The organism is Streptomyces sp. 11-1-2, from assembly GCF_003595545.1.
Classification (GTDB): domain Bacteria; phylum Actinomycetota; class Actinomycetes; order Streptomycetales; family Streptomycetaceae; genus Streptomyces; species Streptomyces hygroscopicus_B.
On sequence record NZ_CP022545.1, the window covers coordinates 7,837,658 to 7,853,420 of the forward strand.

The 15,763-nt window shown below is 69.7% G+C and carries 11 protein-coding genes and 1 pseudogene; 10 read left to right on the forward strand and 2 right to left on the reverse strand.

Going from position 1 to position 15,763, the window contains the following annotated elements; all coding sequences use genetic code 11:
* Positions 1–8 precede the first annotated feature (8 nt).
* Complete coding sequence (gene eccD, locus CGL27_RS33780; RefSeq protein ID WP_119991688.1) at positions 9–1,478, forward strand: type VII secretion integral membrane protein EccD; 1,470 nt, start codon at positions 9–11, stop codon at positions 1,476–1,478.
* Between the two features lie 62 nt (positions 1,479–1,540).
* Positions 1,541–1,636 (forward strand): annotated as a pseudogene (locus tag CGL27_RS33785) (DUF397 domain-containing protein); the annotation flags it as partial.
* Positions 1,637–1,715: 79 nt separating this feature from the next.
* Here CGL27_RS33785 and CGL27_RS33790 read toward each other — a convergent pair.
* Positions 1,716–2,189, reverse strand: coding sequence for a hypothetical protein (locus tag CGL27_RS33790; RefSeq protein ID WP_119991689.1), 474 nt, complete (start codon positions 2,187–2,189; stop codon positions 1,716–1,718).
* A 305-nt stretch (positions 2,190–2,494) separates the two neighbouring features.
* Here CGL27_RS33790 and CGL27_RS33795 point away from each other — a divergent pair, with 305 nt between their 5' ends.
* Genes CGL27_RS33795 through CGL27_RS33805 form a run of 3 tightly spaced genes read left to right on the forward strand, consistent with a single transcriptional unit; the run spans position 2,495 to position 5,309 of the window.
* On the forward strand, positions 2,495–3,046 hold the full coding sequence (locus CGL27_RS33795) for a hypothetical protein (protein WP_119991690.1): 552 nt from the start codon (positions 2,495–2,497) through the stop codon (positions 3,044–3,046).
* Complete coding sequence (locus tag CGL27_RS33800; protein ID WP_119991691.1) at positions 3,046–4,455, forward strand: putative T7SS-secreted protein; 1,410 nt, start codon at positions 3,046–3,048, stop codon at positions 4,453–4,455. The genes CGL27_RS33795 and CGL27_RS33800 overlap by 1 nt, the downstream gene beginning before the upstream one ends.
* Positions 4,456–4,499: 44 nt before the next feature.
* Positions 4,500–5,309 (forward strand): hypothetical protein, encoded by an 810-nt coding sequence (locus CGL27_RS33805; protein WP_119994677.1) that lies wholly within the window; start codon positions 4,500–4,502, stop codon positions 5,307–5,309.
* Positions 5,310–5,381: 72 nt separating this feature from the next.
* Here CGL27_RS33805 and CGL27_RS33810 read toward each other — a convergent pair whose 3' ends face one another.
* Positions 5,382–5,612 carry a DUF397 domain-containing protein gene (locus tag CGL27_RS33810; RefSeq protein WP_119991692.1) on the reverse strand — a complete coding sequence of 77 codons (231 nt, stop codon included), beginning with the start codon at positions 5,610–5,612 and terminating at the stop codon, positions 5,382–5,384.
* 318 nt (positions 5,613–5,930) lie between these two features.
* Here CGL27_RS33810 and CGL27_RS33815 point away from each other — a divergent pair, with 318 nt between their 5' ends.
* The 5 genes from CGL27_RS33815 (at position 5,931) to rpsO (ending at position 15,437) form a co-directional block, all read left to right on the forward strand.
* A complete protein-coding gene (locus tag CGL27_RS33815; RefSeq protein ID WP_119991693.1) occupies positions 5,931–8,429 on the forward strand; it encodes a PQQ-binding-like beta-propeller repeat protein in 2,499 nt (832 codons plus the stop codon).
* A 9-nt stretch (positions 8,430–8,438) separates the two neighbouring features.
* Positions 8,439–10,634, forward strand: coding sequence for a PQQ-binding-like beta-propeller repeat protein (locus tag CGL27_RS33820; protein ID WP_119991694.1), 2,196 nt, complete (start codon positions 8,439–8,441; stop codon positions 10,632–10,634).
* Positions 10,635–10,639: 5 nt separating this feature from the next.
* Positions 10,640–12,808, forward strand: a complete 2,169-nt coding sequence (locus CGL27_RS33825) for a serine/threonine-protein kinase (protein WP_119991695.1) — start codon at positions 10,640–10,642, stop codon at positions 12,806–12,808.
* Positions 12,809–12,863: 55 nt separating this feature from the next.
* Positions 12,864–14,921 carry a PQQ-binding-like beta-propeller repeat protein gene (locus CGL27_RS33830; RefSeq protein ID WP_119991696.1) on the forward strand — a complete coding sequence of 686 codons (2,058 nt, stop codon included), beginning with the start codon at positions 12,864–12,866 and terminating at the stop codon, positions 14,919–14,921.
* 228 nt (positions 14,922–15,149) lie between these two features.
* Complete coding sequence (gene rpsO, locus CGL27_RS33835; protein WP_014055308.1) at positions 15,150–15,437, forward strand: 30S ribosomal protein S15; 288 nt, start codon at positions 15,150–15,152, stop codon at positions 15,435–15,437.
* Positions 15,438–15,763 lie beyond the last annotated feature (326 nt).

The window sequence follows — 15,763 nt, forward strand, 5'->3', positions numbered from 1 at the left end:
CCCTGCAGATGAATTCGACCATTACGACTGGCTTCTGCCGAGTGACGGTCGTCGCGCCCGACAGCCGGATCGATGTCGCTCTTCCGGATGATATCGCCGTGGCGGACCTGTACCCGGAAATCCTCCGGCTGACGGGTCAGACGCAGGATGTGGGCGCCCCGGTGGGATATCACCTGGTGCGCCGGGACGGCATTGTTCTCGACGGTCACCGCTCACTCGCGGCTCAGCGGACTCTTGATGGCGATCTGCTGTTCATGCGGCCTTTCTCGCAGTCGCTGCCGCCCGCTGTCCATGACGACGTCTCCGACGCCATCGCATCCGCCGTCGCTCGCGACCGGACTCTGTGGGACGAGCGGTTCCTGCGCCTCTCCGGCCTTGTCGGCGGTCCTCTGCTTCTGGTCCTCATGGGCTTCGTTGTGTGGTTCGCGGACCCTGTGAAGCACGACATGCACAGCCTGCCCGGCATCATCGCCGGCGTGATCAGCGTGCTCCTGACGGCGTTCGCGGGCATACGTGGCCGGGTGTACCGCGATCTGGCATCCGCGGTCAGTCTTGGCCTGGCCGCACTGCCGCATGCCATGATCGCTGGTTCGGGCATCCTCCCGCTGGATCCCGGTGAGGGCATCGGAAGGCTGCAGTTCCTGCTCGGCTGCGTCTGTGTTCTCGTCATCTCGGTCGCGCTGGTCGCGGTCATGCCGACCGGCGATGCCCCGTTCGTCGCCGCGGTCTTCCTTTCCGCCTTCGGCACTCTCGCTTCGTTCTGCCAGATCGTCACTGAGGCAGACGCCACGGACACGGCGGCCGTCAGCGCGGCTGTCGCCATTGGCGCCATCGGCTTTCTCCCCGGCCTTTCCACCCGAGTCGCCCGGCTGCCCATCGCTTACGTAGCGCCTCGCGGGCCGGCCCACAGGACTGATCTCGACGCGGATCCAGAGAGCCCGGCCCTCGTGGAGCCCGTTGACGCCGACCGCATCGCTGTCCAGGCGCGGCGGGGGCATGACCTGTTGCTCGGCTTGGTGGGCGGCTGTTCCGCGGTCGTGGTTGGTTCGGCGGCCGTACTCGGCTTCTCGTCGTCTGTCTGGGCGCAGTTGCTCGCCCTCGCCGGCGGCATGGCGATACTCATCCGCGCGCGGTTGTTCCGCTACACCTCACAGGTGGTGTGCGTACTCGTGGCCGGCATCGTCTCCGTGGGGCTGCTCATTCTCGGCCTCTCACTGAACCCGCCTGCCTCTTCGGTGCGGCAACTGGTTCTGGGTCACTCCGGTGACATGGATATCCGTACGATCTGGATGGCGGCTGCCGTCGCGGCCGGCGCCGCTTTGATCATCGCCATTGGATTGATCATCCCGAAGAAGGGGCTCACCCCCTTCTGGGGCAGGTTCTCGGACCTCGCCGAAGGGGCTCTCCTGCTGTCGCTTGTGCCTCTTTGCCTGGCTGTCCTGGACGTGTATTCGTATGCGCGGAGCATGACGAGTTGATAGCCGGGAACGGCCTGTGGGGGTGTGCACGGATTAGCGCGCGCCCCCTCCGTGCAGGGTGGTCTTCCGCCGACCCGGACACCGTGCTGCGCTACACAGAAGCCGGGTGGCGTGCCTTCGTTCTGGGCGCGCGGGACGGCGAGTTCGACCTGAGCTGACATTCGCCTTGGCGCTGACGGTGATCGCCCCTGCCGCCCGGCGAACCTCGTAGCTACGCGCTTGAACGGGTCAAGGAGGCTACATGTGCCGCACGTCATGTACCGGTATATGAGGGGCGAATGTGCTCACCGCCGTACGAAGGCGGTCGAGGTCCGGGCGCCAGGCGATGACCGGACGGCTCGCGAGAAGAAGTTGGTGATCGATATGGGGGGCGTGCTTCCTCGCTTGCTCCGGCTGCAACGTGCTGTTCGGGCCGGGCAGTAGCGGCGCTCCAGGGTGACGGCTTACGCCGATGTAGTCCCTGCTCTGATCGGCGGGCACCCAACCAGGGGCACCGTCCTTCAAGTGCCACTGCCATATCACCACGGACGTGATGTCTGCCCAGGGTGCGAACGCCGTTTGGCTGAGGTATCGGGCTGGTGCTCCGCCGAGCGTCACTCCCTTGTCGTCGACACGGAATGCGACCAGGCGCTTCCAGCCTTGACCGAACACCAGTTGGAAGGGGGTTCGGGTGTAGTGCGCCTCATAGATGGATGGATGCGAGTCGACCATGGTGCCAGGCTATCCGGACGGTTTGCCCCACGTCGCCGCGTCTCGCCCGGCCGTGCCCCGTCGCCTTCCCGGCGCCATCAGAAGCTCGCAGTGTTGAAGTCCGCACAAAACGGGGCCCACGGGTGGACTGCCCCCATACCGTAGTTGGTGGGTTGAGCCGCTTGGAGTCTCTGCGGTCGTGAGATAGCGTCCTGGGTCCGTATGAGCGCTACACGCTGACGGCGGTGGGAGGGGGCACTGTGGTCGCCTCCCGTCAAGCTTTTTAAATGCCACCGCGAGCGGTGGCACGGGGGAAGGGGGCGCCGGTGGCGGCCAACCAGGACGAACTGAAAATCACCAAGGAAGCCGAAGAGCGGATCACCAGAAGCCTGCGATCAGCGTTGCAGGGTCTGGAAGGGGCCGGGAACGGTAAAGGTTCCGCTCAGCGCGGCAGCCTCGGCAACATGAGTCTGTCGGCAGTAGAGGCCAGCGGTGCTGGACTTGCCAGTACTTTCGCGGATTTCTGCGAGTTCTGGCAGGTGGGCATCAACATGCTGGAGCAGACGGCCAACTCTCTCGGGTCTCAGCTGAGCCAGGCGGCGGGCGTCATCTGGGATGAGGACCGGAGCCGGGCGGGTGCGCTCAGGGCCGCCCTCGGTGCCGTGGGAGGCGCGGCTGCGGTGGGAGCGGGCGGCGTTCTCGGCAGGTTCGGCGGTCCTTCCGATGCGTCCGTTTCTACCGGTCCCTATCCGCAGTATGGGCCGGGGATTGACTTCGGGGAGGGCGTCAAGTCCGGGAAGCCGTCGATTTTGGATCACTTCGGGATCGACAGTAATGGAGCCGGCCGAAACGCGGCCGCTGGTGGGGGCGAGGAGTGATGGCGGGCAACAACCCTGCCTCGACCGCTGTGGACCCCGCGGCCAGGAACGCCGGCCTGGCCAATGCCTGGGTTGAGAAGGCCTTGGGCTGGGGCTCGGGAGAGCTGGAGCTGGGGCAGACAGAAGAGCGGAAAGAGCTGATTCACGGCGACGCGGCCAAGCTCCGTGCGAACGCCGCACAGTTGAGAGGCTTGGCAAAGGGGCTCGCCGCTGTCGGTGAGGGGCTGCGGAAGCTGAACTCCCAGGAAATCAAGGGGGAGACGGCGGAGGCATTCCGCAAGCGCGTCTCGGTCGAGCCGAAGAAGTGGTTCCAGGTCGCGCATGCCTGCGAGCAGGCGAGCGGAGCGCTGGATGATGTCGCTCACACGGTGGAGTGGGCGCAACGCGAGGCGCAGGAGGCAATCGACACCTATGGTCGAGGAAAGCGCGCTTCGGAACGGGCCCGCGAGGCTTACAACGCCGATGTGCATGCCTACAACAAGGCAGTTGACGCTTACAACAGCAAGCCCTCCACCGGTGACGCCGAGTATGCGTCGCCCCCCAAGGCTCCCGGCGCCTTTCACGATCCCGGTGCCGCGGATATGGAGACGGCCCAAGAGGTCCTGGCCGGGGCTCGCCGTCAGCGCGATGCGGCACACGACAGAGCTCAGACGGCGATCAAGGGCACGTACGACAAACGGCAAGCGAGATCTTCCGAGGCCGGATCGGTCGAGCTGAATTTCCTGGACAGTATCAAGAACAACGAACAATATAAAAAGTTCCAGGAGTATAAGGAGGGTTATAAAAAACTGAAGAAAATTCCTAAGGCCTGGCAAACTGTCACTGCCAGTGTGGCCCTCTGGAAGCAGTTCAGTCAGGGTGGAAATGCCATCCAAGAATGGGTGCAAAAGTTTGAAAACCCAGCATGGGCGTCCAGGCTGGGTGCTGGTGGAGTCAGGGCAGCCGGAGCCCTGGCGAAGCTGAACAAGGCCATGGTGCCTTTTGCTATTGCCGGTGGTCTGAAACAGGTGATAAACCCGGATCACGGGGGCGGCTACGGGGTGGCGGACCGCCTCGTGGGTGGCGCACAAGTGGCAGGCGGTGCGGCAGTGCTCGGTGGTGAGGCTGCGGCGGTCTATATGGGTGTGGGCGTGACCGCCGCCGCGGCCGTACCGGTTGCCGGCTGGGCCGTGCTGGGTGCCACCGGGGCGTACTTTGCGGGCAGCTACATCTATGACAAATGGGGCGACGATATCGCGGCTGGTGCCAAGACGGCCTGGAACGCCACGTCGCATGCCGTGACAAACACCGTGGGCGGGGCGGTGGATGCGACGGTAAACGCCGCGCTTCATCCCTCTGGTGCGGTGAAAGCAGCCGAGCACGTCGTGGACGGCACGGTCAACTCGGTTAAGAAATTGAAGTTCTGGTGAGGGAGAGAGAGGTCGGCTCCGTGCCACAGCAGTACGAAGGCGGCGTGACGCTCGAAGACGTTCGCGAGGGGCTGGGCAAGGCCCTCGCGGAAGAAGGCTCGCGGCCGTTACTGCGGCTCACGGACGAGGAACTCGCGGTGCTGAATCCGGCGGCCGCTGAGAGGTCGATCGTCGCCGCTCCTCACCTCGAGGGCATGTCGGCTCAGGAGCGGGAGTGGGTGCTTGCGACCGCGCTGCGGTCGCTGGTGTCGAGGGACCTCGCGGAGATCGCCAATGCGGCCGAACTTGATGTGGCCTTGCGCGAGGGACATGGCTCCGACGAGGTGGAGCTGGACATGCGACTCTCACCCGATCTGGAGCTCGCGCTCGCCTTGCGTGGGACGGCCGGCCGGGTCCTGGCCGTGGAGCGGACCACCTCTGCGGGCACCGAATACGTCTATGTCTACCTGCACACCCGTGACCTGCTGCTGGTCGAGCAGGTCACGGGTGGCGGTATGCATTCGTTGAGCCTTGTGGCCACGGTTGAGGAGGCAGCGGAGACTATTCGTCAGTTGGTTGACCCCCAGGGGGTCGCCGGTCACGATGGCTCATCTCAGGAACTCGATCCACAGGATCTGCAACGCGACGCGATAGCCCCGCCCTTGAAGGACGTCATCGACAACGCTCTCGTGGTCGGCCAGTTGGTTCTGCTCGCCGACCTCCCCGGACCGTTGCTCATGACGTACGCCACTGCCGAGGAACTGTGGGCGGTGAGAGTCGACGCACCTGATGCTCCTACGAGTGTGACCGCGCGGCGCGTTGGTCGGCAGACACTCGTGGACCGGATCGTCCACATGATGGCTTTTCCGGTGTGACCGCGTCTCTTTCCGTAGCTACGTCGTTGAGCGGGCCGCCATCGCGCGAGCGGTGCGCGGCCCGCGTGCTCCTCAGTGCAGATCGAATTCGCCGTCCCGTGCGCCCAGCACAAAGGCACGCCATTCGGCCTCCGTGTAGCGGAGCACCGTCGCGGGGTCAGTGGAATTCCGCATGGCCACTGCCCCGTTCGGTAGATAGGCGATCTCCACCCGGTCTTCGGAGGTGCTGCCAGGTGTGCTGAGCCACTCGACACCGGAAATGTCGAGGGCGTACAGCTCTTCCTTCTCTTTGGCGTCGGCCACTGGTGGAGAACCCCTTCGGATACCGAGGACAACATCCCGCCCGGCCTTTGGGCGGAAGGCGAGGGCGGGCCACTGCGCCCGGACTCCCGCCACATCTCACAGTGTTGTCCACAGCGCGTGACGCGGCAATCGAACATGGGGGATAAGGGCCCCGGTAGGGTGGCGCCGCACGTGTGACGCGGGCGGGCGATGCGATGGACCAATGGTCGGGGGCTTCCAGATGAGTACGGGCTACAGCTCGCGGAGAGCCGGAGCCGTGACTGAGGCGGTTCGTCGTCCCGGTCGTATGGATCGCCCCCGCAGCCACAGGAGGTGTCTGTGGAGCCGCTGAGTCAGGACGATCCTCGACGGCTCGGCCCGTATCACGTCATCGCCCGGCTTGGGCCGGACTCGGGAGAAGTTCCCGCCACGGCCCGCCACTTCATCGCGCGCAGTGTCGCGGGCGACCGCACGGTTGTTGTCACCGCGCCGTCGCACGAGCTCGCGGACGACGTCACGTACCGGGAGCGCTTCCTGGCGGAGGCGGAGAACGCGCGCCTCCTCGGTGGCGGGCGGCCTCCGCTGTGGCTGGCTCCCGTTGTCGAGGTCTCAGGCGGGGGTACGGGGCAGCCCTGGAGCGCCACGCCGTTTCTGCCGGTGCTGTCGCTGCCCGCGGTGCTGGAGGCGAAAGGAGGCCCGCTTCCTGTGCGCACCGTAAGGGCGTTGGGAGCGGCCCTGGCCGAGACGCTCGCGGAGGTGCACACCGCGGGCTTCGCTCATGCGGGTGTCGCACCGGGCACGGTCTACCTGGCAGGGGACGGCCCGCGGCTGATGGGCTACGGCTCGGTGCGGGCCGCCGCCGCGGACGGTGAGGCGCGGGTGGGGCTGCCGGGGCTGGAGGACGACGCGCTGCCCCCGGAACAGGCCGCGGGCGGGCGGCCGCGGCCGCTGGGTGACATCTTCGCGCTGGGGGCCGTGCTGGCGTACGCGGCGACCGGGCGACGGCGGCCCGAGCCCGACGATCTGCCGGAGGAGTTGCGGGGCGCCGTGGTCCGGTGTCTGGCCCAGGACCCGGCAAACCGGCCGACGGCGCGGGCCCTGCTGGACGAGCTGAAGCGCGGTGTAAGCGTCCCCCGTAGCGTCCCCCTTCCCCCAAGCGGAGTGAGGGCGCCCACGGGTGCCTCGCCGACGGTTGTCGACGCGGGATCCGCGGGTCCGACGGGCGGCGCGGCGCCGGGAGCAGGCCCGGGATCGACCGCCCTGGATGGCCCCGGTGGCATCAGCCGGGCCGTCGGCGCGCTGGGGCCGGGGTGGCTGCCGGGGCGGGTGATCGCCGCGCTGTCCGAGCTGTCCTCGGCGGTGTTGGCGGCGGAGATCGAACCTGCTGAGGCGCCGTCACCGGTGGTGGCGAATGTGCCGGTGGGGCCGGGTACCGCCGTACATCGGGCGTGGCCGGAGCACGGCGCCGCACCATCGGCTGTGCCCGAGACCGGACCCGAGCCCGGGCCGCGGCATGAGGCCGGAATCGGGGCCGGGGCTGAAGGCGCCTCGTCCCGGAAGACCTTCGGCCCGTCCCTCAGCCCTTCCCGGCGCCGGCTCCTGCTGGGTGTCGCCGGTGGTACGGCCGGGCTCGCCATCGGCGGCGGCGCCACGTGGCTGGCGACGGCCCCGGACTCGCCGGAACCGCTCACTCCGGCCCAGCGTCTCGCCGCCCACCGTCCTCGCCGTCGGCTTCCGGGCGCGCCGCCCACACCCTTGTGGCGCTACGACGTCAAAGGGGCGGCTTCGACCCATGCCCCGCTCGTTTGGCGTGATGCGGTCGCCGTCCTCACGGGGAAGCGGGCGGTCGTGGGGATCGATCTCCGCACGGGTAAGCGGCTGTGGACGCGGGACGGACTGCGCCCTGCGGGTCAACCCTGGGTGGCCGATGGGGACGCGCTGGTGGTCCCGGGGGACGGATTGGTGGCACTGGAGCCGCGGACCGGTCATATCCAGTGGCACTCGAGCGATTTCCGGCAGGGTGCGCGGAGTTCGTTCACGGGGCTGCTCGCGGTGGCCGGGAGCACCGTCTGGTTCACGGCGACGGTAAGGAACGAGAGCGGAGGCGCGAACGGTGATCGCGTCGTGGTCGCCTATGACGTGCGTGAGCGCGCGGAGTTGTGGCGCGGCCCCGTGGCGGCGGGTTTGGACGAGGGACATCTGCTGAAGGACGCGCTGGTGGTGATGGCAGGTGGTGACCAGGACGGAACGGGTGCCAAGAGGGCCGTCGCGTTCAGCCGGGACCACGGGAAGAAGCTGTGGCAGCGGGTTTATCCGGGCATGACCACCAAGGGGCTTGTCACCACCGACGCCCGTGGCACGCTCATCGCGGCCCTCGGAAACACTTTGCGGGGCTTCGACGCGGCCCACGACAAGGCCGCACTGTGGTCCGTCAGTTCCAAGGGGAAGGGGGCCGATGGCCGTCCCGCCGACTTCGGGCTTCCGCTAGTCCATGGGAAGACCGCCTACGTGGCCGACGGTGGTTTCGCCCTCCACGCGATCGAGGCGGCGTCCGGCGAGATCCAGTGGCAGCGGGCCTATGGCTTTGTGATGAACGTGCTTGCCGCGCCGCGCACGCCCGACACTCTGGTCAGCCCGGCAGGGCGCAGGGTGCTGGTGGCCGGTGACGCCGAGGTGGACGCGTTCGACGCCGAGGACGGCTCCTTGCTGTGGCGCTTCACCGACGCCGGTGCGGATCCGAGCCCGCGCGCCCAATCGCCCCGCCGTAAGGTCGCGTTGACGGATGACAGGGTCGTCGTCGCCGGGAGCGGAAGCCTCTACGCGCTGCCGCTCGATTAGGAAGGACGCATGGAACCGCCGATTCTGGGCCGCCGGACGGCACGGACCGATCACGAGCCTCCACAGCGCACCGACCACGACCGGGGGCAGCGGATCGGCCCGTACCGAATCCTCGCCACCCTGGATGTGCCCGGGCACGCCGACGACGCGCGCCGCTGCCTGGCCCGGGACATGCGAACGGGCCGTACCGTCGTCCTGACCCTGCCGTATCCGGCGTCGGCCGACGACGCCGGATACCGGGTGCGGTTCCGGGCCGAGGCCGAGAACTCCCGTCGGCTGCACGGCCCCTGGGTGGCACCGGTCGTCGATGTGGCCCCGTCCGACGCGGAGCTTCCCTGGGTCGCCCACGGCTGCTTCCCCGCCCTGACGCTGCCCGCTGCACTGGCCGCGCACGGCGGGCCGCTCCCCGAGGAAACCGTGCGCGCGCTGGGCGCGGCTCTCGCCGAAACCCTCGCGGCCGCGCACGCCAACGGCCTGGTCCACGCCGGGATATCGCCACAGGCGGTACTCCTGACGCCGGACGGCCCACGGCTGACCGGATACGGGCTCCTCCGGGCCGCCATCGGCAATCGCCCCGCCACACCCCATGGAGGCCGTCCCGTGGCCTCGCACACCAACCACCCTGCCGCGGCTGAAGGCGGCCCCGCCGGGCTGCCGCCCGAGCAGCGGGCCGGTGAGCCACCGCGCCCTTACGGCGACGTCTACGCGCTGGGCGCCGTGCTGGCCTACGCCGCGACCGGCCGTAAGGACGACGCCGGGCCCGCCGCCCTGCCGCCGGGGCTGCGCGAGCCCATCGCCGCCTGTCTCTCCCGGGACCCGGCACACCGCCCCCAACCCGACGCCCTCGCCCGGGAATTCCGCAGGGCCGCTGCACCCGTCTCCTTGGGCAGCGTGCCCCACGCCGTCGGGGCGGCCCTCGCAGAGCAGGCCGCGCACCACCCCGCCGACACCCCGCCGCCGGACCTCCCGCAACCCGTCGGCCACTCTCCTTCCGCGGGCCGGGCGCCGTCCCGGCGCTCCGTGGCCGTCACCGCCCTCACCGGCGCCGCCGGACTGGCCCTGGGGATCGGCGGAGCGGCTCTGTGGCGGGCCGTGACGGACGATCCGCCCGCCGTGCCCGAGCCCCTCGCCCTGAGAGGGGTCGCCCCCGCTCCGCTGTGGCGCCGCCGCATCGAGACCGAGATCGACGGCGCGCCACTGCTCTGGGGAAACAGCCACCTGCTCGTACCGGGTGCGGGCGAGGTGACGGCGGTGAGGGTCCGTGACGGGCAGAAGATGTGGACCCGTGACAACGTGTGGGGTATCGGCGATCTCAGCTCGCTCGGTGGTGGCCTGGTGCTGAAGCCGGGACTCAGGGAACTCATCGCCCTGTCGGCGCGCACCGGGCAGGTCAAGTGGGTGGAAAGGGGCTACGACGGCGAGAAGCGCCTGCGGTTCCGCTATCCGCTGGCGGCCGACGGGAAGACCCTCTGGTTCCTGGCCCAGGACCAGGAGGAGACCGCCACCGTCGTCGCCTATGACCTCAAGACCCGTAAGGAGCGGTGGCGCACCTCGGTCCCCGGCGGTTTCGGCGGCCCCGAGGAACACCCCGCGGTGCTCCGTAAGGATTCCCTCCTGCTGTCGAACCGCAGCGAGTCCTCCCACGACAACCCATGGACCTATCTGGCTCTCGGCCGGCGCGACGGGGCCAAGCTGTGGACGCGGACCTACAAAAGCGTCCTTACCTTCGCGGATGATCCGACGGAGATCGTCTCCGGGGATCTCCTGATCACCTTCGCCTCGAACGTCGTTTCCGCCCATGAGATATCCAGCGGCAGAAAGCGATGGCACTTCAGCTTCAACGAGCTTGTGTACACCGATGGTGCGCTGCACGGCCGGACGCTCTACGCAACCGACGGCGCCGCCGTCACCTACGCCATCGACGTGGCCCACGGCAAGCTTCTCTGGCGCCGCCGGGCGGCCGTCGACGCGGCCTCCCCCATGTCGGAGAGCGAAACAGCGCTGAGCCACTCCGGCCGGACCGTGTTCCAGATCAACGCCTCGGAGGTGGAGGCGCTGGACACGGCGGACGGTTCACTGCGCTGGCGCTTCGCCCCCGCGACCGAGGGAGCGTCGGCCGGGGCCCTCAGCGGGTCCGTCCTCAGTGCTCCCGGAGTAGCTCTCATCAGGAATGACCAAGCCTTCTACGCACTGCCGGTGGACTGATACCGATGGCCCATCCCCTCAGCCATGACGACCCCCAGCGCCTCGGTCCGTACACACTCGTCGCCCGTCTCGGCAGTGGCGGCATGGGCACGGTGTACCTGGGCCGCTCATCCGGTGGTCGTACGGTCGCCCTGAAGACCATGCACGCGCGGTTCGCCGCGGAGACGGAATTCCGCACCCGCTTCCGGCTGGAGACCGACGTCGCGCGGGTCATCGGTGGACGGCACGGAGCGCAGGTCATCGACGCGGACACGCTCGCCCCGACCCCCTGGCTCGCCACCGAGTACGTCCTCGGCCCGCCGCTGGACGACGCGGTCGCGCTCTGCGGCGCCCTGCCCGAACGGGCCGTAAGGGCGCTGGGAGCAGCCCTGTGCGACGCACTCGCCCAACTCCACCGGTCCGATGTGGTCCACCGCGACCTCAAGCCCTCCAACATCCTGCTGACCGCCCTCGGCCCCAAGGTCATCGACTTCGGCATCGCCCGTGCGGCGGGCGACGACCGGCTGACCCGTACGGGTGCGGCGGCCGGAACGCCCGCCTATATGTCGCCGGAACAGGTGGCCGGAGGCGAACACGCGGCCACGGGCGATGTGTTCGCCCTCGCCGGAGTGCTGGTCTTCGCGGCCACCGGCCGCCCGCCCTTCGGCAGCGGACAGCCCGCGGATCTGCTCTACCGGGTGCGGTACACCGACCCCGACCTGTCCGGGGTGCCGGAGGGATTGCGCGCCGTACTGGAGCCGTGCTTCGTCAAGGACCCCCGGCAGCGGCCCGGTACGGCCGAGCTCGGGCCGCTGCTGTACGCCGGAGGCGGTCACTTCGCCGATCATCTGCCGGACCCCGTCCTGGCGGAGATCGCCCGGCTCGGGACGGCCGTATGGGAGATCCAGCCGTCCAGGATGCCCGTGCCCGTGGAGGAGGACACGGTCGGCGCCGACCAGCGGCCCAAGCCGACCGGACTCTCCCGCCGTAAGGTCGTCAGGATCGGAGGAGGCGGGGCCGTAGCGGCCGCCGCCGCTTGGGCCTGGTTCGGTCATGACGGCGGGGCGGGCGGTACCGCGGCGCCGACGCCCACGCCCGCCACACGTCCGCCCGGGACCCCGCCACGCATGTCCTGGAAGTTCACCCCGCCTTCCAGCACCTCCATGGCCGACTGCGCGGTTCTCCTCGCCGGGGACCACACCGCGGTCATCGCCGACACCGGGCTGTACTGGATCGACGCCGAAAACGGGGCCAGGCGCGGTACCAACGACCTGGTGACGAAGGCGCAGTACGCCGTCTCCGACGGCCGGCGGCTGCTCGCCTGTGACTCCAGCGCCGATCATGTCCGGATCGCCCCTGTGGATCCTGGAACGGGTAACTTCCGGACCCCGCTCGCCACGGTCAAGGACCTGGAGGTCGACGACGTACGACTGCTCGCCGCCACCTCGGACGTCGTTTTCCTGGAAGGCACGAGCCGTAAGGGCCTTGTGCGTGTCGCCGTCGACGCGCGGACGGGGGAGGAGCGGTGGCGCCGGGCCAGCGACACCCCCCAGTTCCAGGACCCCCTCGCGACCCCCGCGGGCTCCTCGCTCGTGCTCTCCTTCCGTGAGCGGGTCACCGTGGTCGGTGCCGCTGACGGCAGGCGGCGATGGTCGAAGATGCTGGCCAAGGAGAACTACCGCATCCTTCCCGGGACGCAGCGCCACACCTTCTCGGGCGGACTCCTCTTCGTCGGCGGGAAAGACCTCATCGCCGTACGGCTCTCCGACGGTGAGATCGCCTGGCGGTTCGGCGAAGGACGGAAGGCCGGCGACAAGAACGAGCCGGACTCCCCGCGCTATGGACCGCCCCTCCTCAAGGACGGCGTGGTCCACAGCCTCGAGACGGGCACCGGCCTGGTCGCGGTGGACGCCAAGAGCGGAAAGCTGCTGTGGGAACAGAAGAAGGGCACGGGCTCCGCGCTCAACTTCCAGTACCCACCCGCCCTCGGCAAGAAGTACCTCTACGCATTCCCCGACATCGGAACCGATCAATGGGCGGCGGCGATCGACCTCCGCGGCCACAAGGCGGCCTGGACATTTCAGGGCCCGGGCACCGCCATGTCCTCGCTCAACCCCACCATGACCGTCCATCGGGGTGCCGGCCGGCTGATCATCGCGGGCGGGTCCACCGTGTGTGCCATCCCCCTGGAATGACCGGGACCCCGGACCTGTCCCATCGCGCCGCCCCACCCTCTAGGAGCCTCCGTCCATGAACCCTCTCGGCACCGGCGATCCGCTGCGCCTCGGCCCGTATCGCCTCACCGGCGTGCTCGGCGCGGGCGGCATGGGTCAGGTCTATCTCGGGCGGGATTCCGAGGGCCGGACCGTGGCGGTCAAGGTGTTGCGGCCCGAGCTGTCCCATGACCCGAGGATGGCTCAGCGTTTCGTGCGTGAGGCGCACGCGGCCCAGGCCGTGCGGGGCGACGGTGTGGCGCGGGTGCTCGCGGCGCAGGCCGAGGGCGGACGGCCGTGGATCGCCACGGAGTTCCTCGCCGGGCCCACGCTCGACCAGGCCATCGAGCGGTACGGCGCCCTGGAGGAGCCCGCCGTAAGGGCGTTGGGAGCCGCGCTGGTCCGCACGCTCCACGACATCCACGGTGCCGGGCTGGTCCACCGCGACCTCAAACCGTCCAACATCGTGCTGACCTCCCGTGGCCCGAGGATCATCGACTTCGGGATCGCCCGGCCCGAGCACGGGCTGACCCTGACCACCACGGGACAGACCGTCGCCACCCCCGGCTACGCCGCGCCCGAGCAGGTCCTGGGGCAGCGGACCGGCCCCGCGGGTGATGTGTTCTCCCTCGGGGTGGTCCTCGCCTACGCGGCGGGCGGACGGCCGGTCTACGAGGGCGGCCATGTGGCCGCCGTGCAGTACCAGGTGGTGCACGGCGAGCCGGAGTTGGGCTCGGTGCCCGGCGCGCTGCGGCCTCTGGTCGAGCCCTGTCTGTCCAAGGACCCCGGGCTCCGCCCCGGTCTCGACTGGCTCGGCCAGGCGCTGGCGCCGCCCCGGGGCGCGGACCGTGCCTGGAAGGGCGGACCGCTCGCGCAGGACATCGCACGGCGCGAGGCGGATGCCCGGCGCATGGCCGCCCTGCCCGGCGACCGTACGGGCCCCTCCCGGCGGCGGCTCATCGGCACTATTGCCGCGGGCGGCACCGTGCTCGCGGCGGGTGGTGGAGGCGTCGCGTGGTGGCTGCTGCGCGGCGACGAGGCGGAGGCCGGCGGGCGGCCCTGGGAGGCCGAGCCGCTGGCCCACTACAACGAGGGGACGGCCCCGGCGCCTCTGTGGGGACCCGTGGACCTCGGCTCCATCGGCGTCGCCGATGCGCGGATACCGGCCCCGCTCCCCGTCCACGACCTCGTCGTGGCTCCGGCCGAGGGCGGCCGTCTGCGGGCCTGCGACGTCCGCACCGGCCGGGCCCGCTGGACCTCGCGGACAGCCGGACTGACCGGGCGCCCCCTCGCCGTATTCGATGACACCGTCCTTACGGTCGACAGCAAGGGCGTGCTGCGCGCGTTGAACGCCCAGAACGGCAAGGAGCGGTGGAAGGCGCCCGCAGCGGACGCGGCGACCCTGCTCGCGGTGGACGACAAGGCCGTCTATATAGCCACCCGTGCGGGTGAATTGCGCGCCGTGGCGCTGACGTCGCGTACATCCCTGTGGACGGTGCCCTCGCCGGTAAGGACCTCCGAGAAGCGCCCGGCGGCAGCCGCGGCGGCCGACGGTCATCTGGTGGTCTGCGGCGAGGACGGCCAGGTCGTGGCACTCGACACCGCCCGTGGAAAGACCCTCTGGGGGCCCGCACGGCACGGAACCACGGCCCTCGCGCCCGCCGTCGCCGACGGCACCGTCTACCTGGGCGGCCGCTCCCTTACCGCGCTCACAGTGTCCACGGGCGAGAAGAAATGGTCCCGGCCCAGTGGTGGCGGGCGCGGCTGGGGCGCACCGGTCGTCGCGAAGGACGTCGTCTACGCCGTGGACGCCACCGATCTCTCGGCCCGCCGTACGGACGACGGAACGGACGCCTGGACGCTCACGTTCGCCTCCGAGGACAGTCCGCAGGACGCCCCGGTGATCGCGGGGAACGGCGTCTGGGCGGGCGCCGGGGCGGCAGGTTCACGCGGCGTCGCGGCGGTGGACACCCGCGGCGGAAGGCTCGCCTGGCCGTACACCCAGGGCACCGAGGGCCGCTGGGCGCTGTCCGCGGCCGGCAACCGCGTCTTCATGCTGCACAACGGCACCCTGACCGCCATGCCCGTCTTCTAGCCTCACCGCCCCGGCCCCACCAGGCCCCCACCCGGCCACCCCCACCGGCCCCCGCCCACCCCCCGCCAAGACGCTGGTACTGTGTGTGCTGGCCGTTTGCGTACGCGTCCCCGGAGGCTTCGAGTCTCGGGAGACAGCGCCCAGCGGACCCCGCCTCCCGAGTCACGGAAGATCCCCTGAGACAACGACCAGGGGCACTCGGCGGCTGATACGAACAAGGAGTACCGAGTGTCGCTCGACGCCGTTACGAAGAAGCAGATCATGACCGAGTTCGCCACCAAGGAGGGCGACACCGGCTCCCCCGAGGTCCAGGTCGCGCTGCTCACGCGCCGCATCTCCGACCTCACCGAGCACCTCAAGACCCACAAGCACGACCACCACTCCCGCCGTGGTCTGCTGCTCCTGGTCGGCCAGCGCCGCCGGCTGCTGCAGTACCTGGCGAAGAAGGACATCACGCGCTTCCGTGCGCTGGTCGAGCGCCTGGGTATCCGCCGGGGTGCGGCGGGCGCCAAGTAAGACGCCACGGAGGGAGCGGTTCCCGCTATGGGGGCCGCTCCCTTTGCCATACATGGCGCCGTACGGTTTCAGCCAAAGGTGACCCGTACGGCCTTCGCACCGGTGCGTAGCGTGCTCGCTACGTACCGTAGGGGCCGGAGAGCACAGCCGTCGTGATGACGGCCGAAGCTTTGTAGTCTGGTCCCAGACAACGCCATAACGAACGAGGAGGAGCGCCTCATTCCCGCCGCACCGGCGCCACAGGAGCCGGTCCTCGGTAGTGGCTCCCGGAACTGGCAATTCCGGTGGCTTCGATCGAAGACCGGCCCGGCCGCCGGCCCGCAAGG

Excerpts from the sequence above, each read along its gene's own strand:
- eccD (WP_119991688.1), top strand. The coding sequence starts at position 9 with ATGAATTCGACCATTACGACTGGCTTCTGCCGAGTGACGGTCGTCGCG.
- CGL27_RS33790 (WP_119991689.1), bottom strand. The coding sequence starts at position 2,189 with ATGGTCGACTCGCATCCATCCATCTATGAGGCGCACTACACCCGAACC.
- CGL27_RS33800 (WP_119991691.1), top strand. The coding sequence starts at position 3,046 with ATGGCGGGCAACAACCCTGCCTCGACCGCTGTGGACCCCGCGGCCAGG.
- CGL27_RS33820 (WP_119991694.1), top strand. The coding sequence starts at position 8,439 with ATGGAACCGCCGATTCTGGGCCGCCGGACGGCACGGACCGATCACGAG.
- CGL27_RS33825 (WP_119991695.1), top strand. The coding sequence starts at position 10,640 with ATGGCCCATCCCCTCAGCCATGACGACCCCCAGCGCCTCGGTCCGTAC.
- CGL27_RS33830 (WP_119991696.1), top strand. The coding sequence starts at position 12,864 with ATGAACCCTCTCGGCACCGGCGATCCGCTGCGCCTCGGCCCGTATCGC.